Source organism: Acaryochloris marina MBIC11017, from assembly GCF_000018105.1.
GTDB lineage: Bacteria > Cyanobacteriota > Cyanobacteriia > Thermosynechococcales > Thermosynechococcaceae > Acaryochloris > Acaryochloris marina.
Genome location: NC_009925.1, coordinates 2,033,857 through 2,054,652, shown reverse-complemented (window position 1 = coordinate 2,054,652; position 20,796 = coordinate 2,033,857). Strand labels below are relative to the sequence as shown.

The 20,796-nt window shown below is 48.9% G+C and carries 17 protein-coding genes and 1 pseudogene; 8 read left to right on the top strand and 10 right to left on the bottom strand.

Features of this window, described 5'->3' with window-relative positions; all coding sequences use genetic code 11:
• Window positions 1–44: 44 nt before the first annotated feature.
• On the bottom strand, window positions 45–1,007 hold the full coding sequence (locus tag AM1_RS09220; protein ID WP_012162564.1) for an NAD-dependent epimerase/dehydratase family protein: 963 nt from the start codon (window positions 1,005–1,007) through the stop codon (window positions 45–47).
• Between the two features lie 129 nt (window positions 1,008–1,136).
• The gene (locus AM1_RS09215; RefSeq protein WP_041660837.1) at window positions 1,137–1,598 is read right to left on the bottom strand and encodes a hypothetical protein; all 462 of its coding nucleotides are present in this window, start codon (window positions 1,596–1,598) and stop codon (window positions 1,137–1,139) included.
• A 249-nt stretch (window positions 1,599–1,847) separates the two neighbouring features.
• On the opposite strand from AM1_RS09215, the gene AM1_RS09210 reads away from it, so the two are divergent.
• Window positions 1,848–3,446: an Hsp70 family protein gene (locus tag AM1_RS09210; RefSeq protein WP_012162562.1), complete on the top strand. Its 1,599-nt coding sequence runs from the start codon at window positions 1,848–1,850 to the stop codon at window positions 3,444–3,446.
• A gap of 429 nt (window positions 3,447–3,875) precedes the next feature.
• Here the strand turns inward: AM1_RS09210 and AM1_RS09205 are convergent, their stop codons facing one another.
• Window positions 3,876–5,666: a M61 family metallopeptidase gene (locus AM1_RS09205; protein WP_012162561.1), complete on the bottom strand. Its 1,791-nt coding sequence runs from the start codon at window positions 5,664–5,666 to the stop codon at window positions 3,876–3,878.
• 310 nt (window positions 5,667–5,976) lie between these two features.
• Between AM1_RS09205 and AM1_RS42100 the strand changes: the two genes are divergently transcribed.
• From AM1_RS42100 to AM1_RS09195, 3 genes are all read left to right on the top strand, one after another.
• The gene (locus tag AM1_RS42100) at window positions 5,977–6,132 is read left to right on the top strand and encodes a hypothetical protein (protein WP_012162560.1); all 156 of its coding nucleotides are present in this window, start codon (window positions 5,977–5,979) and stop codon (window positions 6,130–6,132) included.
• A 587-nt stretch (window positions 6,133–6,719) separates the two neighbouring features.
• A complete protein-coding gene (locus tag AM1_RS09200; RefSeq protein WP_012162559.1) occupies window positions 6,720–7,385 on the top strand; it encodes a methyltransferase family protein in 666 nt (221 codons plus the stop codon).
• 148 nt (window positions 7,386–7,533) lie between these two features.
• Window positions 7,534–7,998 carry a plastocyanin/azurin family copper-binding protein gene (locus AM1_RS09195; RefSeq protein ID WP_012162558.1) on the top strand — a complete coding sequence of 155 codons (465 nt, stop codon included), beginning with the start codon at window positions 7,534–7,536 and terminating at the stop codon, window positions 7,996–7,998.
• 77 nt (window positions 7,999–8,075) lie between these two features.
• Here AM1_RS09195 and AM1_RS43945 read toward each other — a convergent pair whose 3' ends face one another.
• Window positions 8,076–9,515, bottom strand: coding sequence for an energy transducer TonB (locus AM1_RS43945; protein ID WP_148215704.1), 1,440 nt, complete (start codon window positions 9,513–9,515; stop codon window positions 8,076–8,078).
• Window positions 9,516–9,797: 282 nt separating this feature from the next.
• Between AM1_RS43945 and petG the strand changes: the two genes are divergently transcribed.
• Window positions 9,798–9,908 (top strand): cytochrome b6-f complex subunit V, encoded by a 111-nt coding sequence (gene petG / locus AM1_RS38615; RefSeq protein WP_010474545.1) that lies wholly within the window; start codon window positions 9,798–9,800, stop codon window positions 9,906–9,908.
• Between the two features lie 96 nt (window positions 9,909–10,004).
• Here the strand turns inward: petG and rsmD are convergent, their stop codons facing one another.
• The 4 genes from rsmD to panB form a co-directional block, all read right to left on the bottom strand.
• On the bottom strand, window positions 10,005–10,550 hold the full coding sequence (rsmD, locus tag AM1_RS09185) for a 16S rRNA (guanine(966)-N(2))-methyltransferase RsmD (RefSeq protein WP_012162557.1): 546 nt from the start codon (window positions 10,548–10,550) through the stop codon (window positions 10,005–10,007).
• Entirely contained in the window at window positions 10,550–11,062 is a 513-nt protein-coding gene (locus AM1_RS09180; protein WP_012162556.1) for a hypothetical protein, read from the bottom strand. Before AM1_RS09180 ends, rsmD begins: the two co-directional genes overlap by 1 nt.
• Before the next feature lie 5 nt (window positions 11,063–11,067).
• Window positions 11,068–11,712, bottom strand: coding sequence for an imidazole glycerol phosphate synthase subunit HisH (gene hisH, locus AM1_RS09175; RefSeq protein ID WP_012162555.1), 645 nt, complete (start codon window positions 11,710–11,712; stop codon window positions 11,068–11,070).
• A 95-nt stretch (window positions 11,713–11,807) separates the two neighbouring features.
• Window positions 11,808–12,587, bottom strand: coding sequence for a 3-methyl-2-oxobutanoate hydroxymethyltransferase (panB, locus tag AM1_RS09170; RefSeq protein WP_012162554.1), 780 nt, complete (start codon window positions 12,585–12,587; stop codon window positions 11,808–11,810).
• Window positions 12,588–12,878: 291 nt separating this feature from the next.
• On the opposite strand from panB, the gene AM1_RS09165 reads away from it, so the two are divergent.
• Complete coding sequence (locus AM1_RS09165; RefSeq protein WP_012162553.1) at window positions 12,879–13,193, top strand: hypothetical protein; 315 nt, start codon at window positions 12,879–12,881, stop codon at window positions 13,191–13,193.
• 125 nt (window positions 13,194–13,318) lie between these two features.
• Here AM1_RS09165 and chlP read toward each other — a convergent pair whose 3' ends face one another.
• The gene (gene chlP / locus AM1_RS09160; protein ID WP_010474534.1) at window positions 13,319–14,539 is read right to left on the bottom strand and encodes a geranylgeranyl reductase; all 1,221 of its coding nucleotides are present in this window, start codon (window positions 14,537–14,539) and stop codon (window positions 13,319–13,321) included.
• A 359-nt stretch (window positions 14,540–14,898) separates the two neighbouring features.
• Here chlP and petH point away from each other — a divergent pair.
• Window positions 14,899–15,954 (top strand): annotated as a pseudogene (petH, locus tag AM1_RS09155) (ferredoxin--NADP reductase); the annotation flags it as partial.
• Window positions 15,955–16,134: 180 nt separating this feature from the next.
• On the opposite strand, the gene AM1_RS09150 reads toward petH, so the two are convergent.
• Window positions 16,135–17,700 carry an NAD(P)H-quinone oxidoreductase subunit N gene (locus AM1_RS09150; RefSeq protein WP_012162551.1) on the bottom strand — a complete coding sequence of 522 codons (1,566 nt, stop codon included), beginning with the start codon at window positions 17,698–17,700 and terminating at the stop codon, window positions 16,135–16,137.
• A 399-nt stretch (window positions 17,701–18,099) separates the two neighbouring features.
• Between AM1_RS09150 and topA the strand changes: the two genes are divergently transcribed.
• The gene (gene topA / locus AM1_RS09145) at window positions 18,100–20,778 is read left to right on the top strand and encodes a type I DNA topoisomerase (RefSeq protein WP_012162550.1); all 2,679 of its coding nucleotides are present in this window, start codon (window positions 18,100–18,102) and stop codon (window positions 20,776–20,778) included.
• Window positions 20,779–20,796 lie beyond the last annotated feature (18 nt).

The following is a 20,796-nucleotide window of genomic DNA, read 5'->3' as shown; positions in this document are numbered from 1 at the left end:
AGTGAATCACTTGAGCACGGAGTATCGAGACGGATGGGTTTGCCTTACGCTTTGGAAGCGCCCTGAGCATACCATTCTGCAGTTTTGTGTAGGCCTTGTTCCATAGAGTAGGGGGGCGTCCAATCTAAAGTCTGGAAAATCTTATCACTATCAACCGCCAATGATCCTAAAAGTCGATCAACCGCATCCGTTTTACCGGTTAGTATGCCCAAGAGCTTGATCAAGATGGGCGGTATGGGCAGCAATCGAACTGGACGTTGTAAAGCTTGGGCAATGGCCCGAATAAGTTCAGCCGTGGATACCGTCCGCCCATCACTGATCAAAAAGGTTTTATTGAAGGCTTGGGGATGGTTCAGGCTGGCCACAATGGCCTCAACTAAATTGCCCACGTAAACAAGGCTTCGGCGATTGTTAATTAAGCCAAAGGGCAAGGGGAATCCCTGATCGACCAGCTTGATTAATCGCGCCATATTGCCTGGATTGCGGGGACCATACACCAAGGTTGGTCGAAAAATTGTCCACCGCATCTTGGTGGGTTGAGCAAGGGCCATTAAATCCTGCTCTGCTTGCCACTTACTGCGACCATAGGGCGAGTCAGGACGGCACGGCGACGCTTCTGTTAAACCGACATCACTCAAAGTCGCCATGGCTCCAATGGAACTAATAAAGACAAAGTGCTGAACGCCCGCTTTTATTGATTGCTGAGCGAGAGCCTGGGTTCCCTCAACATTGACCTCCTTAAACGCAGCCATTGGATCGGCCACGGTTTCCTTGAGGATATGGGCGCGGGAGGCCAGATGAATGACAATATCAACGTCGATGAGCGCTTCTTGCCAGTTGGTTAGGGCGTTGATATCCCCAACTTGGATCAGGTCTGCTCCTGGTGGGAGTGGGGATTGAGGGGGCTTTCTAAGGGCTAGTCTGAGTTTGTAGGGATGCCCTTCTAAGCAGGACAATAGATGCCCGCCTACAAATCCAGTTGCCCCTGTGATTAAAATCGTCTTCATGGCTAGCCTGCATGGGAAGGCCTAGGCCATCATAGTACGGTAAGGGCACTTCAACGGCTTGGACTGATCAGCTCTGAGATTGCATCAAAGTTCCTCGGACGGGCATTCAAGGGGAAAGTAAGGGTTGCCCTAACGGTTTTGAGAGTTATTTTTAGGAGAGGAGGCGGTAGCAGGTTCTAATTTCACGACATCTCCAAAGGCATCGGTACGATAAGTCCATGTTTGGGATCCATTGGAAACTTGCACCTGCCATCCCTCAACAAGGGCCATGGTGCAAAACACATCAGGAGTAGCTAATCCTAAGCAACCATCTGGCCAGGTTTGGGCTTGGGCCTGAATAATTTGAAATTGATCTGGAGCATCGCCCGTTTGTTGGGCAAGATCTTGGAGAACGGCCTGTTGAATCGAGTCAGGCAACGACCCGGACTGGGGTGAGGTTTCTGACTGCATCACTCCTTGCGCAACCCAAAAAATATGATTGCCGGATTGAGGAAACATAATCGGATGGGTCGCAAAAGACATGGCTGCTGCAGGAGACAGGCTGGCTAGTCCAATCATCAGGCTTAAGCCACAGTGAAATAGGGTATGCATGGCATTGATGACCACAAAGGTTCAATATCGCTCAGGACATGTGAGTGCTCACAGGCGAGAATACTTCAGCTATTGCTGGAGCAGTCTGATCTCTTTTGTATACTAATTGAGTGAGGATTGCCTCAAGGAGCAGTTTAGAAGGCACATCTTCGTACGTACCTTTTTCCTCACCATGTTGGTCTGGAATGCTTCGTTGTGTAGGCGTGTTCTCAAACGTTATCCATCTCTTGTCAGTGAGCGGTCAGTCTCTTGAGTTACGCAATAGATTTTGGTACCAGTAATACCGTTATTGCTCGTTGGAACCCGGTTACAGAGCAATCTGAAATTATTAATCTGCCCAGTTTGAGCTATCAGACGGCCCAAAATCCTGACCTTATCCCCAGTCTGCTCTATGTAGAGCAAGCGGCGGAGAATAAAGTCTGTGTGGGGCAACAGGTGCGAGATCGCGGCTTGGATATCCAAAATGATCCGCGCTTTTTTCGCAGTTTTAAACGGGGAATTGGGTCCAAGGTCCAAGGGTTTTTGCCGGAACTGGATGGCCAAACCATTCAGTTTGAACAGGTGGGACGCTGGTTTTTGCAAACGATTCTCCAGCAGCTCCAAACCACCCATCCGGACGTGAAAGAGTCCTTAGTTCTGACGGTTCCAGTCGATAGCTTTGAAACCTATCGCCATTGGCTGGGGCAGGTCTGCCAAGATCTGCAGGTGGAGCAGGTGCGGATGATCGATGAACCCACCGCCGCAGCCTTAGGCTATGGCAAAGCCGATCAAGATGTGCTGCTGGTGGTGGATTTTGGAGGCGGTACCTTCGATCTGTCTCTGGTCCAGATCAATACGTCGCAACAAAAGACCCAGCCTTTGGGCTTCATTCTGAAGTGGGGCGATAAGAATCTAGCGGATACCTCAAAACAACGACCGCAATCAGCCCGCGTCTTGGCGAAAGCGGGTCAGAACTTGGGGGGCACCGATATTGATAATTGGCTCGTCGATCACTTTGCCAAAACGCAAAACTTAGCCGTCACTCCCCTGACGACTCGCTTAGCCGAGCGGCTCAAAATTCAACTCTCCCTACAGCCCAAGGCGACCGAGGTTTACTTTAATGAGGAAACCTTTGATAGTTATGAGCTTGCTTTGGATCGAGAACAATTTGATCAAATTCTCAAGGAGCATCAGTTCTTTGATCGTTTAGATGACAGCATGACCCAGGTCTTGCAACAGGCTCGTCGCCAAGGTTTAGAGGTTGATGATATTAAAGCCGTTCTGCTGGTGGGGGGAACCAGTCAGATTCCTGCAGTTCAAACCTGGGTGCAGCAATATTTTGATGACAGCCGCATTTGCAGTAGCCGCCCCTTTGAAGCGATTGCCCAAGGCGCTTTACAGGTAGCCCAGGGTTTAGAGGTGAAAGATTTTCTCTACCACAGCTACGGCGTTCGCTACTGGGACCGCCGTCAACAGGCCCATAGTTGGCATCCGATTATTCCTGCAGGCTTGCCCTATCCCATGGAGGAACCGATTGAACTGACCCTCGGGGCTTCAACGGATGCTCAGCCTAGCATTGAACTCATCTTGGGAGAGTTGGGTAATACCAATAGTGGCACTGAAGTCTTTTTCGATGGTGATCGCTTAGTAACTCGGCAATTATCTGAATCCCAAACCCTGGTTCAACCTTTGAATGATCGGGATGGGTCACGGAAAGTGGCGAAGTTAACACCGCCGGGGTATCCGGGCAGCGATCGCATCAAAGTACTGTTTTGGGTCGATAATCGACGCACCTTGCGCATCAGCGTTGAAGATCTGTTAACTCAAGATACCCTGCTCAAAAACCAGGTGGTTGCCCAACTCAGCTAAGGCTAGACAGATCAAATGCCCCAGGGGGGGTGATAACTCCGAAGAGTTCCCCTGAGGCAATTTCATCCTAACTTTCTAGTCTTGAGGATTACCTGAGTGGCATTACGGAATGATTATTGTGATTTATATCACCGCGTAAGTATAAATAAGCAAATAAAATGCCCCCGAATTGGGGGCCAGTTTGTTGGAATGCACGTATATGGTGATGACGACCTATACGCGCTAGTGAGGTTTAAAGGGTTTGCTTATCTCTGGAATTAAATTATCAACTAATGGTGAAGATGCCGTGAAAGATTTTTTGTGGGCAATAAAATACCCCTAAGTCCACACCAAGCGACAAAGGGGCAAAGGAGACGCAAGTTTTCGTTCATATGCCCTTAGCATTCCCAAGTTTTTTTGGGGTTTAACATCTTCACGCCAGAGCCAAAATTAGGTCAGTTCTGCTAACTCAATGCCCAGCCATTGATGGAAATTGATTTTCTGTTGATCCGTGGGGTGAGCTATTGGCTTGACCGTATAGGATTTGGGCTGGGGTTCACCTAAGGTAAGGCGATGGGTGGTGAGCTGATCATCGTGGAATAGGGTGATTGAGACTGAATCACCGCTTTGGTAGTCTTGCAAACGTTGCTCAAGTTGATCCGCCTGGATGCGGAAACCATCCCAGGCCAATAGTTCATCCCCTGGTTGTAAGCCTGCAGTTTGGGCTGGCGAAGCGATATCAACAAATTTGATCAGGGTTTTTCCAGATTGGCTGCTCAGGGTTAGGCCATGATAGGGCAGCGGATGTTCTCCAAACTCAGCCACCACTTCCAACCCAAATGGATTCAAAAATTCCTCATAGGGTAATTCCACGGTTCCATCTAGATAGCTTTGCCAAAATGCAGTCAGGTCCAACTCTGCAATGGTTTCTATGACGTCCAGAAGCTGTGCTCGGGTATAGCCCAGATCCTTTTGACCATAGGTTTGCCAAAGCTGCAGCATCACATCATCTAAAGAACGTTGGTTGTGATGCTGTTGGCGAATCTGCAAGTCAAGAAGTAGCGAGACGATCTCTCCCTTGAGATAGTAGGAGACCTGACAGTTACGGGAATTGGCATGGGGGCGGTAGAGCTTAATCCACGTATCAAAGCTAGACTCCGTTAAGGACTGGGTGTGTCGTCCTGGGATGGACTGGAGGCGCGTAATGGATTCTGACAGCAGTTTGAGATAAAACTTAGCGTCGTAAATACCGGCGCGGTAGGGCAGGATCAAATCATAAAAACTGGTGACGCCCTCACAAAACCACAGGGCATCCGTGTAGTTTTCCTGGTCATAATCAAAAGGATGCAGGGCTTGAGGCCGCAGCCGCTTCACATTCCATAGGTGAAAAAACTCATGGGCAACCAGTCCCATAAAGCGGTTATAGGAGTCAGGTTTACGAAATCCAAACCGGGAATACAGCAATGAACAGCAGTTGTGGTGTTCGAGTCCCCCATACCCCTTGGCTGAAACATGGAGGAGGAAAAAATATCGATCGTAAGGGAGTCCACCAAAGAGGTTGGCCTCGACTTCAATAATTTTTTTGGTATCCGCGATGATCTGGTCTACGTCGTAGTTCCCAGCTCCCCAAATCGCTAGTTGATGAGGCTTACCTAAGGCCTCAAAGTCATACACTTGGTGGGTACCAATCTCAAAGGGGCTATCAACCAGGGTGTCAAAATTTGCGGCTAGAAAAGTTGACGGCTGGTTGGGCACAGGATCTAATGCGGTTGTGATATGCCAACTGGGATCCGGCGGATGAATCGTGATTGCGATCGCATCTTGTTCTCGCCCCGGGACATAGAAAAACATGGCTCCTGAATTGAAGTAGCCATGACTGGCATCCAAATGATTGGTGCGTACGGTCAATTCATGGGCAAAGATACGGTAGTGGATGGTGACGGTCTGGACGCCGGATGTTTGAATCTGCCAATGATTCTTGCTGATTTTTTGCCAGGGCAAACGGGCGCCTTGAGCATCGACGGCCGAGAAATCCTGTAAATGTTTTGCATATTCTCGAACGAGGTATGAGCCAGGTGTCCAGACCGGTAACTTCAAATCTAAAGTGTCGTCAGTTCCAAGCGAGCAATGAAGTGTGATCTCAAATAGGTGAGAGGTCGGATCAGGCATCGCCACCTCATACCGCAGCTTTGTTGAGGCAAGGGTACTGATCTGAGACATTGAATCGAGGACTTCAGTCATAGGGCTTTAATACTGACGCTAATCCTCTTTAGTGTATCGATTGGGACAGATATGCTTGTAGGTTCTGAGATAGTTTTTAGGGCAATACTATGCGGCGGTGCGATGAATTTTGTCTCAATAATTTTGGAACGATTGATTCTGTACCGCGTCAAACAAGCTTACAGAACATGATGTGACGGCCTCTCCTCCGCCGTTCGAGTCGTGATCAAGATCTATTCACTGCGTGAGGACAGTCATGTTGGGAGCCTGAATGGGTGGCTATATTGAATGTCATGCGAGGGGGACTGACATACCTTGGGAGAATTAATCCATGAAAGTTATTCATTTGAGCCTAATTACACTACTTCTCAGTACCTTCACGTTGTCTGGTGCCGTTGCTTTTATCTTGTTCCAAGATTTGTCGCAGACATTAGAAGGCAAGGGCCAGAAAAACTCCAATTTAAAAGTGGTCAGAGTTGCCAATTAGTCTAGGGGCTGTGTTTCCCCTTGGAGTGAATTTAGAGAATAGGCCAACGATTCACCTGAGAGCACAGCTTGAGCGAGTCAATCTATTAAGGGCTTCAGCTTGTCTGATATTCCAACGCCTCGGTGGTCAAGATTGAATACACCTGGGTGAGTTGTAGAAGATGAGCTGTTACCCACGACGGCTTCGGTTATAACCATTGTCTCCAAGGCACCCATGAACTAAGTCCTAGGGCAGCGGAGGAATAGGGGCCATGATGATTCGAGTTTTAAGCGAATCGCTGAATCAGTCTGGGCAGGGCTGGTAGGAAATAATGAGGAAGTCAGCCGCCATCACGACACTGGCTGAATTGAGCGATCAGTGGTTGATATTGAACCCTGAGTGTTAAAGCTATAAGAATCTAAATATAGTCCTCATCCATAGGTCTGGGAACAGGTTAGGCAAGTCTCTCCTTTGATCGGTATAAAGCAATCGCTGGTAGTTTTTTTGTTGATGATAATTTGGTCTAAGGACTGACTTTTTACATTTATCAGAGCGGCTGAGAGATGTGATTGGGACGATGAAAATTTTTTAAAGACCAGAAGCAAATGATGAAGATCAAGTACTGCATCAATCTTCATAAAGGCACGACCTTTATCTTTATCTTGGGTCTAATGTTGATTTATCAAAACTTTATGCTGGGGGCTTGGGTTTATTTGGCCTTACATGGCACCTATGGATTGCTGTGGTTACTTAAAGATCAACTGTATCCCGATAAACAATGGGAACAGCAATATCCATGGCCCATCCACTTATTGGGATTTGGGCTCATCAGTTTATATTGGGTGGCCCCATATATTTTGATCAGTCGTCGTGTTGAGCCTGCTGTACCTTTGATTGCTGGTGCAATAGCCCTCAATATTGTTGGTGTCTTTCTCCATTTTGGGAGTGATGCGCAAAAATATTTGATCCTCAAGTATCAACCGAGATTGATTACTGAAGGCTTTTTTGCTCGTTGTCGCAACCCTAACTATTTAGGTGAAATGTTGATTTATCTATCCTTTGCGATGTTGACGATGCATTGGTTGCCTTTTGTCATCCTTGGCGGTTTTTTTGGAGCTGTTTTTATCCCTAATATGCTCAAAAAAGATCGCTCTCTGTCGCGATATCCTGAGTTTGAACAGTATCGAGAAAATTCTGGTTTGTTCTGGCCCAAACTGATTGGGAAACAGAACCCAACCCCCAAAGATATGGCTAAAGTCGAGTTGAATTCATAGAAATGCTGCTGTGAATGTCGCAATTTATCAATTTAAAACGCTAAATTGCAGTCTTTCGCACAGCTTCAGTTGCGGCGCTATAATCGCACTCTGAGCCGTACTGGAATGAAAGCGGTGATCCTTCTCCATTCGTTGCAGGAGACATGTCATGAATAACAGGCTTCGTCGAGCAGTGCTGGCCTTGGTCTTAACAGCCGTTCTCACTGTAGGTACGATATTAGGCAGCTCTGGTGCAGGGATGGCTGCCACTAATTTAGCCAAACAACCTGCCATTGATGTTGATATCGCGTTAGGGAATGAGGCTGGAGCCTTGCGGTTTTTCCCTGATAATCTACAATTTGAGCCAGGGCGTCGCTATAATCTGCACTTAAGCAACTCTAGTGGCCAAAAGCACTACTTCACCGCCAAAGATTTTGCGGATGGGATTTGGTCGCAAAAAGTTGACGCAGGGAATGTAGAAATTAAAGGTGCGATTCACGAATTAGAATTGAGAGCCAATACTGAAGCAGAGTGGGTCTTTGTTCCACTGCGCTCTGGAACTTATTCACTGCGATGTACGGTTCCAGGCCATACCGAAGCCGGTATGGTGGGAACGATTGAAGTTGTTGGCTGAAAGAAACCCTGCCTCGATGGGTCCACTTGAATTCTGGGATGGCTCAGAATTCAAGTGGGCTTTTTGTCTGTCTTAAATTAATTGGCTGGAGTGTCATCCGCCGGTGGGGCAGCGGGTGGGGCAGCGGGTGCTGCCGGTGGAGCAGCAGGGGCACTAGGAGCTCCTGGTGGGGTCGCTGCTGGAGGCTGAGGACTAGCGGGTGGGGCCGCTGGCTGGGGAGCGGCAGGCACCGGTGGTAGATCTGAGTTCGTTGGAGGCTCTTGGATGGGAACAGCAGGCTGCACTGGGCTGGGGGCGGGTGCAGCAGGAGCTGGTTGGGCTGGCTGAGGAGGTAGAGCCGGTTGTGTTGGCTGAGGTGCAGTCGGTGGTGCAGGTTGTGCTGGATCTACCGGAGGTAAATTAGGCTGTGGTATCGGGGGAGTAATCGGTTCCGCCGGAGCAGGACTCTCGGGGGGTGTATTCGTGGATGGTGGGTTAGCAGGAGTGGGTGGCTTGGGAGTTGGGACTGGGGTGACTGGCGGTAAATTGGGCTCAGAGATAGGTGGAGCAGGCTCCTTAGCCGCACAAACGGATTGGGAATATTTAATGTCGAAGGGTAAGATGACGATTTTGTTGGCGTCTTCGGCCTTGATTTTGTATTTCTTCGCTGCCTCCAGAACAGCTCGATCCAGGATCGGCGAGTTAGTAGACAGGACAATATCGGAGACGACGGGTGCCGCTTTGGAACTGACCCAAATCCGATATTCTGCTTTACCTTCTAAACGATCTGGACAGGCTTCTTTGGGGTAGTTGTAGGCAACAAAGCGTTTGACATTCTGAGCCGGAGGCGCAACGGAAGAGGAGGCCAGGGAATTACTATCGTTAGGGTTCGCACTACTGTCTATTCCGCCTACATTAGCTGGACTTAGAGGTGTGGTGTTGCTGGCAACAGGACCGGGGGCAGCACCTGGTGGAGGCAAAGGACCTGTAGATCCTGGATCTGGTGGCAAATTCGGTAAATCGGAGGTGCCGTTGAGCCAAGCCTGAAAGTCTTCATCACTTAGGGATGGACCGGAATTACTAGGAGGTGGGGTTTGTTGCGGTGGGGCAGGGTTTCGTCCAGGGGGTAATGCTGCTAAAGAATTGGGATCAAAGGGGGTAAAGCTTGGCTGTGGAGGAGGAGGAGGTAACTCCACAATTGAAGAGGCAAAGGGGTCAAAGGCTGGATTGGGAGTATCAGTGACGGGCAATTCAGCGAGGCCATCAGGGGTGGTGATGTTGAGGGGTAAACCCGCTACACCAGGAGCTGGGGGTGGGGCATTGGGATCAATGGCCGGGTTGGGTTGGGCCGCCGGATTAGGTTGAGATTTGAGCAGACTGACGACTCGCAGTTGTTTCCTGTCTGTTTGCTGGCCTGTTGCGGGTACGAGTGCTAAACCGGCAAATAACACACCGTGAGCCGCGATCGAAGCCATCATGGCAAGGTTTCCAGGTCGTTGCCATGATTTGGAAAACAGTTGATTAGAAGAGCCGTTCATAAAAAATAAAAATAGATAGTTATGGGTCAGCAATCAGAGCGCCTAGGGCTTTGACCTAAGGTGATATTACTGTTAAGACGGATCAAAAAATCGGTTGTTTCAATTTCTGATCGCTTTAAAATTGGGTTGTTTTACCTATAATAACAACCCGTATCAACAGATTTGAAAAATGCTTTGCCTAAGGAATAATAGGGATTCGCTTGTCAAGGTTCCCAAAGGTTACTAGAGTAAGGAAGGACGATTCAGACGCTATTTTAAGGCGTACACAAAGGAGTTATCACCGTGGTAGAACCTCTGTTAGCAGGTATTGTACTTGGCCTAGTTCCAGTGACTCTAGCTGGACTATTTGTCGCTGCATGGCAACAATACAAGCGTGGAGAAGAGGTTGGCTAAAGTTTGTTAAACCTCGCAGGAAACAGCTCTGTTTGAGCTGTCCACAATATTTGTTATCTGTAAATCAGAGAGATGGGTTCGTCTCTCTGATTTTGTTTATGCCAGTTGCGAGATCTGGAAAAAGGTCAGGGCTGTGTTGCCATAGATGCTTGTATGACAGATTTGGAGTGTTGTGGGAATGGGGAATTGCTGCTTGGGACGATGTTCGACGGCGAGTTCTCCTGTGGCTTTGAGGAGATTGTGAGTTGAGATCGCATCCAGTACTGCTCCATATAAGCCGCCATCATAGGGGGGATCAAAGTAAATCCGATCAAAAGACTGACTTTGCAATTTAGCCAGCCGTTTGACGACATCTCCCCGCAGGACTTGAAAGGTTTGGGCTGGACGGGCCACAGACTGCCAGTTCTGGCGGATAATCCGGCAAGCCTCACCTGCTTGTTCAATGCCATAGACCACTGCAGCTTCTCGACAAAGGGCTTCGGCTCCCATGGAGCCGAAGCCCGCACAGAGATCGAGCCAATGGCACCCCTGGAGATGATGTTGCCAGCGATTAAATAGGGCTTCCCGTACCCGGGCTGTAGTGGGGCGGGTCTGTAAGCCGGGTAGGGTTTTAATCTGACGGTTACCGTAAATTCTGACCATCAGTCTGGCGGTTCAATATAGCCTTGGATATTTTCGGGGTCATATCCTTGCAGAATATCAGTGGCTTTACGGGTCAGTGATTCTTTACCTTTGACCACCACAATATATTTCCCTGCATTGAGGCGATTGCGATAAACCAATGCATCACCGCTGCCCGTTGTTAAACCGGCTAACCCCCCTGAGAACAGCCCACCAAAAGCACCAAAAGACGCGCCGAGCAGTCCGCCTAAAACGACATTAATTACCGTTCCCACCCCAGGGAAAAGGCGGATGCCCGTGTATAGCTCAAAGGTAGATCCAAAGATTAACCCTAAAGGGATGGAAAAGTTCATTAGCCGTCGGGCTTGCTCGCGGGCGGGCTTTTTGGGGTCAATAAAGCCAAATTCATCAGCGCTTTTATAACCTCTGCCCAATATAGAAACTTGAGTGAGGGGAATGCCTGCTTTTTCCAAGTCGGTATAGGCGGCTTCTGCTTGGATGCGGTCGGCTAGGACGGCAATTAAGTAATTCATGGGGGTCAAACAGCGGGAGTCGCCAAGGTGGCCTGCACCTGCTCAACAAAGTTGGCCAGGATTTGTAACCCGAAAGTGGAAGATTTTTCGGGGTGGAACTGAACGGCCATTAGGTTATCTCGGGCAATGGCTGCGGTAATGGTTTGAGTGCCGTGGGTGACGGTGGCGGCTTTAACGGTGGGGTCAACGGGGTCAACGTAGTAAGAATGCACGAAATAGACCCAAGGCTGAGCAGGAGAATGACGCCATAGGGGCAAATCAGGTTGTTGATACTCCAGTTGGTTCCAGCCCATATGAGGAATGGTAATGCCGGGTTCGGATTGGAAGCGCTTAACCGTACCGGGAATAATGCCTAATCCGGCTTCAGTCCCTTCTTCACTGCCTTCAAACAAAATTTGTAGCCCCAAGCAAATGCCGAGAAAGGGTTTGCCGCTAGCGAGAATATCTTGGATGACAGGAATCAGCTGGCGAGATCGCAAATGCTGCATCGCTGGATCAAAAGCACCTACGCCGGGTAGAACCACCGCATCCGCTGATACCAGATCCTCCGGCCGATCGCTGACAATTGTTTGAGTCCCAGCTTCTTGCAGTCCTTTGCAGGCTGAATGCAGATTGCCCATATCGTAGTCAATCACGGCGATGATAGGCATTCATCCCTTCCTTTCCCAGCTAGGCCACATCTCTACTTTATTACCTTATCGCTTTCTCTTCGGTTTCAGCGAGGTGACTGGATTTGGAGTCAGCCCTATTGGGGAAATTGGTGATGACGGACATCATCACAAAATTGCTGCACGGCTCCAGTAATCGATTCCTGCAAATTGGTATAGGCTTTGGCAAAGGGCGGTTGCCATGCAGACAGGCCCAACATATCGGCTGTAACCAGCACCTGGCCATCACAGCCTGGACCTGCGCCGATGCCAATGGTGGGAATGGTCAATGTTTGGGTGATTTTCGTGGCTAGGGGGGCAGGAATATGCTCCAGAACAATGGCAAACGCGCCTGCAGCTTCCAAGGCAATCGCTTCTTGTAAAATACGATCCGCCTCTACATCGGAGGTCCCTTGACGTCGATAGCCGCTGAACTGATGAACAGACTGGGGGGTTAAGCCCACATGTCCCATCACTGGGATTCCTCGGTCAACCAGATAGTGAACGGTTTTCGCCATATCTGGATATCCTCCCTCTAGTTTGACGGCGGCTACGCCTGCCTGTTGCAATAAGGTCCCAGCACTTCTCAAGGCCTGTTGCGGACTTTCTTGATAGCTCAGAAAGGGTAGATCACAAATGACTAGGGCATGGTTGACCCCTCTAGTCACAGCTTGTGCATGGTAAAGCATTTCGTCCAAGGTCAACGGGAGAGTGGTGGGATATCCTAAGGCAACCATGGCTAGGGAGTCTCCCACCAATAAGACATCGACTCCTGCTTGATCTAATAACGTTGCAAAGGGAAAGTCCCAAGCGGTCAGGACTGAGATGGGACGTCCCTGTTCTTTCCATGTCCGTAGCTGATGAATGGTCACAGCCATAGTCTTATGGCTCCTTTGTGTCTTCTTTCCCAGAATAAAGGGTCTTCGATGGGTTTCAGGGAGAGGTATCCTGACTTGCGCTGGTCTGAAGTAAAGATCTAAAGAAAATTTTAAGTCTTGAATTTGGTTGCGTTAGACCAAAAAGTCAAAAATATATTCACTAAAATAAGAATATCTGAGGAAAATCTGATTCATTTGTGACTTTAGACGGGTAAATCATCTCACTCAACCGTTTAAAGTTGATACTATCCCCGTTTATCTAGGTTATTAATCATAAAGAGAGCTAAAACGATGTTGAGATTAACGTTCGTTTGTACAACCCTATTGATGGTGGTGCTGAGCATGGGGGGCGAAGATGCCAGGGCCCAACGACGAGGACAAAATCGGCAATCAGCTTCCTCAAGGACCGGTGATGCTAAAACCTTGGGGGTCCAAGAAGTGGGAATTCGTTCTTGGCAGCCTCAACCCAAGCAGCTCCCTGAACCCCAAGAAATTAGTATTGGTCTACCGCCGCAGGTAGAGCTTACACCGGGCCCCGATAAACCTGGTGAGGTCCCCGAACAGGAAGATCATCGGGGGATCCAAGTGAAAGTTTTGAATCCTTAAACCCTTCCTTGTGATCAAAAGTTTGGGAAGCGTTTTTTAGGATGCTTGTATCAAAAGCCAAAGCCCTTTAGGTTTTGAATCTAAAGGGCTTTGGCTTTTATATGCAAAATGCTCAAATCATGACCTTAGGGTGCAAGAGCGTTGCCGCGAATCAAACTGCCGATGGTTTTAGCGGTAATCTTGATTTGCTTCAGGGGATTCATGGGAACCACCGTCTTATACAAATAACTATCAAACGTCATTTGTTGGACATCTTCATCGGCACACATTTCCACAAAGGCTTCCCGAGTGGCGTCGGAACGGTAGAAGACCCGCTGCAAAATATCGAGGACCTTATAGGTCATGCCGTAGGCCTTATCCCAACGCTTGAGATAAATTTTGAGTTCATCTTCCGTGGGAATCCGCTGACCATTGTTGGAAAATTCAACGATGGCTTCGGCACACATCCGGGCAGACTTGGCTGCAAAGTAGATCCCTTCGCCAGAAGATTTGGTGACCGTACCGGCAGCGTCACCGACGAGGGCAACCCGACCGACAACCCGGCGAGGACGAGGATGCTCAGGAATGGGGTGAGCTTCCACTTTGATGATTTCACCGCCAACGAGACGATGGGCCGCACGAGCACGAATACCGGCCTGCAGCTTCTTGATGTCGGCTTGGTTGACCTTCATGGTGCCGGTGCCGACAGCAACGTGATCGTATTTGGGGAATACCCAAGCATAGAAGTCAGTGGAGACATCATCACCGACATACATCTCGGCGCGATCTTGGTAATACGCCATGTACTCATCAGGAAGGCGAATTCGCTCCTGAAATGCGATCGCATAGTTGTAGTCGCCTGCTTTTATCTCTTTTGCAATTCTGGAGTTTGCGCCATCCGCACCGATCACCAAGTCGACTTGGAGGGTTTTCATCACCCCTTCAGCTCGACCGCCGGTTAAATCAGCATAGTGAATTGTATAAGGCTGGTTGGCTCCAGTGGGGAAATCCAGCTTATTAACGGTGCCATTGATCAACTTCGCCCCTAATTTAGCGGCGCGATCGCGCATAAAGCCGTCAAGGACTTCCCGACGACACATGCCGATATATTCACCCTCATTTTTAATGTTGATATCCACCTCAACATTAGAAGGAGAGATCATTCTCATCTTTCTAACTTGACGATCAATAATCTCAAGGGGGAGATCAAATTCGTCCACCATGCACAGCGGAATCGCACCACCACAAGGTTTAGCGTTATCTAATTTACGCTCAAATAAATAGGTCTCAATACCAGCCTTTACCAGCGTTTCTGCTGCTGATGAACCGGCTGGCCCTGACCCAACAACTGCTACCCGAAGTGCCAAGGCGATCCTCCAAACTTTTAACGGCTACGTAGCGAATCGTATCACGGGGATCCTGACCAAATGCCATCTACAGCCGTTCACAAGGGCAACTTGCAACACACCTTAACTTTTTCGTTACAGACCGAAATGATTTAAGTCATCAATTTTAGACATGGTTTTATCGGCTTTTTGCCATCAATTCGATTTGTCTAAAGCTGTAGCCTATGGTCTATGACCGTTATACAATTGCGCTGTTCCCTAGGATGTAGAACGATTGACCAAATTGAAACCGAAACCCTAAGAAGTGTAAGATACACTCCTTTGAAATCATAGACATTCTATTGCAAAATATTACGACAGGTTAGCTTCGGAGAGCTTCAGAAATAATGGAAAAACCGTTCGATCGATTGAAAAAGGATTTGAGAAATTTTGCCAAAGCTGGCGCCAAAATGGTCAACATTGACGTTCCCGAGGTTGAAGAAAAGCCCATCATCGCAGAACCAGCCCCCGAAGCGCCCGTTGCCCCCCCTCAGTCCGCTAAAAAGGCTAAGAAAAAAGACGATATTCCCGTTAATATATACCGTCCTAAAACCCCCTTTGTAGGGAAGTGCTTATCTAATGAAGCCCTAGTGCGGGAAGGAGGCGAAGGGAGAGTTCAGCACCTTATGTTTGATCTTTCCGAAGGGGATCTCCGCTATATCGAAGGTCAAAGTATTGGCATTATCCCTGCTGGAACAGATGCCAATGGTAAACCCCATAAGTTGCGTCTCTATTCCATTGCCTCGACTCGTCATGGCGATCGGGTAGATGATAAAACGATTTCTCTTTGTGTTCGCCAATTGGAATATGACCATCCTGAGACCGGAGAGCGGGTCTATGGCGTGTGTTCCAAGCATCTATGCGACATGCAACCCGGTGATGATGTCAAAATTACGGGGCCAGTGGGTAAAGAAATGCTGTTACCCGATGATCCTGAAGCCAACATCATCATGATGGGGACAGGCACTGGTATCGCTCCTTTCCGCGCTTATCTGTGGCGGATGTTCAAAGAAAAGCATGACGACTATAAGTTCAAAGGCTTAGCCTGGCTATTCTTTGGGGTCGCTTACACTCCCAATATCCTTTACAAGGAAGAGTTAGAAGAGCTACAGAGTCAATATCCTGATAACTTCCGGTTGACCTATGCCATTAGCCGTGAGCAAAAGGCCGCAGATGGTAGCAAGATGTATATCCAAAGCCGTATTGCTGAACATGCCGATGAATTGTGGGAGTTGGTTCAGAAAGAAAATACCCACACCTATATTTGCGGTTTGAAAGGTATGGAAGGTGGCATTGATGAAGGAATGTCTGCTGCCGCTGCTAAGCATGGCGTGGATTGGTCCGAGTATCAGCGAACCTTGAAGAAGGCTCATCGCTGGCATGTAGAAACCTACTAAATCAACAACTTCAGTCAGCCATCAAAAAGGAGCCTCCCATATGGGAGGCTCCTTTTTGGTTGTTAGAGTTAGAGAAAATTAGCTAATGCAGCTGTTTCTAGAAGAGATAATCTGCTTGCTTCTAGGCGTTGCTAATAAATCTATGGCTTGGTATCTGGCCCCACCCGATTAGCATAACGCTTATAGCTCAGGTGCAATCGTTGGTGTATCGGGCTGAATCGCAACATCGATGGACGTCGGGATGGTTGCTTGCTTAAAGCGAGGGACATCCGCAACCGAGCTATTTACAATCGTGAGCAAGGGATTGGAAAGGACTCCAGCCAAAGAGGTCGCAATTAACGTAAGGACTAAGCCCACTTGTAAGGGACGCATTCCTAAGGGCTTCCAAACAATGCTGGGATAGTTTTTGATCACCTCAGACATATCTTGAGGCTCTTTGACCACCATCATCTTAATCACTCGAATGTAGTAGTAGATGGAGACCACACTAGTGATTAAGCCCAGAAGAACCAAACCATAGGCTCCGGCTTGCCAACCGGCCCAGAAGAGGTATAGCTTGCCGAAGAAGCCTGCAAGCGGCGGTATCCCTCCTAGGGAGAGCAAACAGAGGCTCAAGGCTAGGGTTAAGAGCGGATCTTTAAGATAGAGGCCAGCATAATCGCCAATTTCATCGGTGCCAGTCCGGAGAGAGAACAGGATCACGCAAGTAAATGCGCCCAGGTTCATAAACAGGTAAATCAGCAGGTAGAAAACCATGCTGGCATAACCTGCTTCTGTTCCAATGACGAGGCCAATCATGACAAAGCCTGCCTGACCAATGGAAGAGTAAGCGAGCATCCGCTTCATGCTGGTTTGGGCAATGGCAACCACGTTACCAAGCACCATACTCAGAATGGCTAAGGCCGTGAAGATGAATTGCCACTGCTCCACTAGGTTGGGGAAGGCTTGGGTTAACAGGCGAATCGCGAGGGCAAATCCGGCTGCTTTGGACCCGACAGAGAGAAAAGCAACGACCGGTGTGGGAGAGCCTTCGTAGACGTCGGGGGTCCATTGGTGGAAGGGGACTGCCGCAATCTTGAAGCTGACGCTAGCAATCACAAATACTAGGGAAATAACGAGAGCCAGGGACTTGGAAGTATCGGTTAAGGCCAGGGCAATGTCATCTAAATGGGTTTTGCCACCGGAAAGGCCATAGAGCAAAGACAGACCGTAGAGAAAAACGGCAGAACTGGCTGCACCAATCAGCAAATATTTCAGAGCGGCTTCATTAGAGCGAGAATCGCGCTTCATGTAACCCGTCATTAGGTAAGAGGCGATACTCAACGTTTCCAAAGAGATAAAGATCATGACGAGCTCTTCGGCACCGCAGAGGAACATCGCTCCAACAGTGGCTGTTAACAGCACCGTCATAAATTCGCCGATGGAACTGCCCGACTGTTCGATATAGCGCACCGACATCAGGATGGTGACTAGAGTCGACAGGGCAATAATGGCTCTAAAAACAATGCTGAGGTTATCGGCATTGAAGCTCCCCAGAAAACCGATGGGATTCGCTTGATCCCACTGGGTATAGAGCAGATAGAGGCAGGCTGCCAAACTTGCGATCGCAAGGTATGGGGTCCATTTTGCCGATGAACGACCAAAGGTAATATCTCCAAGGAGAACAAGAATTAACGAGATCACCAAAACACCTTCAGGCAAGATGGTGGTGGCATTTAGCTGGCTAGCGAGATTGGCAACGTCCATTAGTCAAGAGTGGTAATGTCTTTGGCGACATAAGCCCAGTCATCTAACAATAAAGTTCAATGGCAAGGATTATGTTGAGAATTTTAACGCGCAAGCGCCAACAACCAAGATACCAAGTTAAGGGACGTTCTGCCGGGAGAAGCGGGCTAGACTTGAGGAGCTACCCGTTGATCAAGTGACAAAAAACTTAGGGTACACTCGCAACATTTGCTATAAAAAATTTGAAGGGGTTCATTTAGCTACCCACTCAATCGTCTGATTAAGGTTAGGGTAGGGTCATATCGCAACTCAGAACTTCTAAGCAAGAATTTAGTGCTTCCTTTGTCTGTCCGCATGAATTAGGTTGGGATTGGCAAAGGCGGCTTATCTTTTGTCCATCACACATTCCCCATTGAGACTATGTCCACACTGGTTATTGTTGAATCTCCTACGAAGGCGAAAACAATCCGCAATTATCTGCCTTCGGGATACCGGGTTGAAGCATCGATGGGGCATGTTCGTGATCTACCCCGGACTGCATCAGAAATCCCCGCAGCGGTTAAAGGTGAGAAATGGTCCAGCTTAGGGGTCAATGTTCAGTCCGATTTTGAACCTTTATATGTTGTCCCCAAAGATAAGAAAAAAATTGTCAAAGAGCTGAAAGAAGCCCTTAAAAATTCCGATGAGTTAGTGCTAGCGACTGACGAAGACAGAGAGGGGGAAAGTATTAGCTGGCATCTGCTGCAGCTTCTGAAGCCTAAGGTGCCGACGAAGCGGATGGTCTTTCATGAGATCACGGATGAAGCAATTAAAGCTGCCTTAACCAACTGCCGTGAGGTGGATCAGCGGTTGGTTCGGGCTCAAGAAACTCGCCGTATTTTAGACCGTTTGGTGGGATACACCCTATCTCCCCTGCTGTGGAAAAAGATTGCCCCTAGCTTGTCTGCGGGACGGGTACAGTCTGTCGCAGTGCGGCTGCTCGTTAAGCGGGAGCGAGAGCGACGTGCCTTCCGCCAAGGCAGCTATTGGGACTTAAAAGCAGCCCTTAGCAAAGATAAATCGTCGTTTGAATCGCGCTTGGTGACCCTAGCTGACAAGCGATTAGCCACAGGCAATGATTTTGACGAGAATACCGGGCAAATCATTGCAGGGCGAGATGTGGTTCTGCTGAATGAAGAGGAGACCCTGGCTTTACAAGCTCGTCTGACCGATAAAACCTGGTCCGTTGCGGGGGTGGATGAGCGCCCGTCTACTCGTAAGCCTGCGCCTCCCTTTATTACCTCTACACTGCAGCAAGAAGCCAACCGCAAACTAAGACTGTCGGCGCGAGAAACCATGCGGGTGGCCCAGAGTCTGTATGAGAAGGGATTTATTACCTATATGCGAACAGATTCGGTGAATCTGTCGCAGCAGGCCATTGCGGCTGCTCGGAGCTGCGTGGAAGACCTCTACGGGAAAAACTACCTGAGTCCTGAGCCGAGGCAGTATAAGACGAAAAGCAAGGGGGCTCAAGAAGCTCATGAAGCGATTCGTCCGGCTGGACAAACCTTCCGTACCCCTAAAGAGACGGACTTACAAGGCGCAGAAAGTAAACTCTATGACCTAATCTGGAAGCGCACCGTCGCTACCCAAATGGCTGAGGCACGTCAAACCCACATTACGGTTCATCTAGAAGTTGAAGATGCTGGGTTCCGATCGACGGGTAAGCGCATTGATTTTCCTGGATTTTTCCGGGCTTATGTAGAAGGGTCCGATGATCCCGATGCCGCTTTGGATGATCAAGAGGTGTTGCTGCCTTCCCTGAAGCAAGGGGATACGCCGGAGTGCACAGAGCTTTCCCCCATTGGCCATGAGACCCAGCCACCTGCCCGGTTTACGGAAGCATCTCTGGTGAAAATGCTGGAGAAAGAGGGGATTGGTCGTCCTAGTACCTATGCCAGTGTGATCGGCACGATTATTGACCGGGGCTATGCTCAGCGCCAGGCCAATGCTTTGGTGCCCACCTTTACCGCCTTTGCTGTCACCGCTTTGTTGGAGCAACATTTTCCAGATTTAGTGGATCTCAGCTTTACGGCGCGCATGGAGCGCAGATTGGATGGCATCTCCACTGGTGAGGTGGAGTGGCTGCCATATCTAAGCGACTTTTATCTGGGAGATGAAGGTCTGGAAACTCTAGTCAAAACTCGGCAGGATCAGATTGATCCAGGTGAAGCTCGGACCATTGATCTGGATAATCTGGAAGCCAAAGTGAGAATTGGTCGTTTTGGTCCCTATATCGAGACGGAGCATGAGGAAAAACCCGTTAAGGCGTCTTTGCCCAAAGATATGACGCCAGCGGATTTGACACCAGAACAAATTGAGCAACTCCTTAAACAAAAGCTGGAAGGTCCTGAGAAATTAGGCTTCCACCCCGAGAAAGGAGAGCCTATTTATATTCTGCTCGGTGCCTATGGGCCTTATGTCCAGTTAGGGGATGTCACCGAGGAAAATAAAAAGCCTAAACGAGCCTCTCTGCCCAAGGGAGTGGCGATGGAGTCGGTGACCTTAGATATGGCGGTCGAGCTCTTGTCCTTGCCTCGGTTGCTGGGCCAGCATCCGGATACGGGCTGCAAGGTTCAGGTCGGTTTGGGGCGGTTTGGTCCCTATGTAGTCCATGACCAAGGCAAAGAAGGAAAAGATTATCGGTCACTCAAGAAAGAAGATAATCTATTCACTATCTCGTTTGAGCGAGCTTTGGAATTATTGGCAATGCCCAAAGGCACTCGGGGACGACGGGGTACGAAAAAAGCCTTGAAAGAACTGGGCAGTCACCCGGAAGATGAAGCACCCGTCAATGTGTATGACGGTCCCTATGGCCCATATATTAAGCACAATAAGACGAATGTCTCCTTGCCTGAAGGGAAAAAAGTTGAAGACGTGACTTTGGAGATGGCTCTGCCGTTATTGGCGGAGAAAGCCTCGACGAAGGGGAAGAAAAAGACGAGTCGCGCTAAATCAACCACGAAGAAGAAAACCACTAAGAAGACTACCGCTAAGAAAACGACGACTAAAAAGACAGCAGCGAAAAAGACCACTGCGAAGAAAACGACCAAGTCCTAGTCATCAGTTCTAAGTGAC

Coding starts and splice junctions, on each gene's coding strand:
- rsmD (WP_012162557.1), bottom strand. CDS start 10,550: ATGGTCAGAATTTACGGTAACCGTCAGATTAAAACCCTACCCGGCTTA.
- AM1_RS09215 (WP_041660837.1), bottom strand. CDS start 1,598: ATGCATACCCTATTTCACTGTGGCTTAAGCCTGATGATTGGACTAGCC.
- AM1_RS09180 (WP_012162556.1), bottom strand. CDS start 11,062: ATGAATTACTTAATTGCCGTCCTAGCCGACCGCATCCAAGCAGAAGCC.
- AM1_RS09220 (WP_012162564.1), bottom strand. CDS start 1,007: ATGAAGACGATTTTAATCACAGGGGCAACTGGATTTGTAGGCGGGCAT.
- topA (WP_012162550.1), top strand. CDS start 18,100: ATGTCCACACTGGTTATTGTTGAATCTCCTACGAAGGCGAAAACAATC.
- panB (WP_012162554.1), bottom strand. CDS start 12,587: ATGGCTGTGACCATTCATCAGCTACGGACATGGAAAGAACAGGGACGT.
- AM1_RS09200 (WP_012162559.1), top strand. CDS start 6,720: ATGAAGATCAAGTACTGCATCAATCTTCATAAAGGCACGACCTTTATC.
- AM1_RS09195 (WP_012162558.1), top strand. CDS start 7,534: ATGAATAACAGGCTTCGTCGAGCAGTGCTGGCCTTGGTCTTAACAGCC.
- AM1_RS09165 (WP_012162553.1), top strand. CDS start 12,879: ATGTTGAGATTAACGTTCGTTTGTACAACCCTATTGATGGTGGTGCTG.
- AM1_RS09205 (WP_012162561.1), bottom strand. CDS start 5,666: ATGACTGAAGTCCTCGATTCAATGTCTCAGATCAGTACCCTTGCCTCA.
- AM1_RS09150 (WP_012162551.1), bottom strand. CDS start 17,700: ATGGACGTTGCCAATCTCGCTAGCCAGCTAAATGCCACCACCATCTTG.
- hisH (WP_012162555.1), bottom strand. CDS start 11,712: ATGCCTATCATCGCCGTGATTGACTACGATATGGGCAATCTGCATTCA.
- AM1_RS42100 (WP_012162560.1), top strand. CDS start 5,977: ATGAAAGTTATTCATTTGAGCCTAATTACACTACTTCTCAGTACCTTC.
- AM1_RS43945 (WP_148215704.1), bottom strand. CDS start 9,515: ATGAACGGCTCTTCTAATCAACTGTTTTCCAAATCATGGCAACGACCT.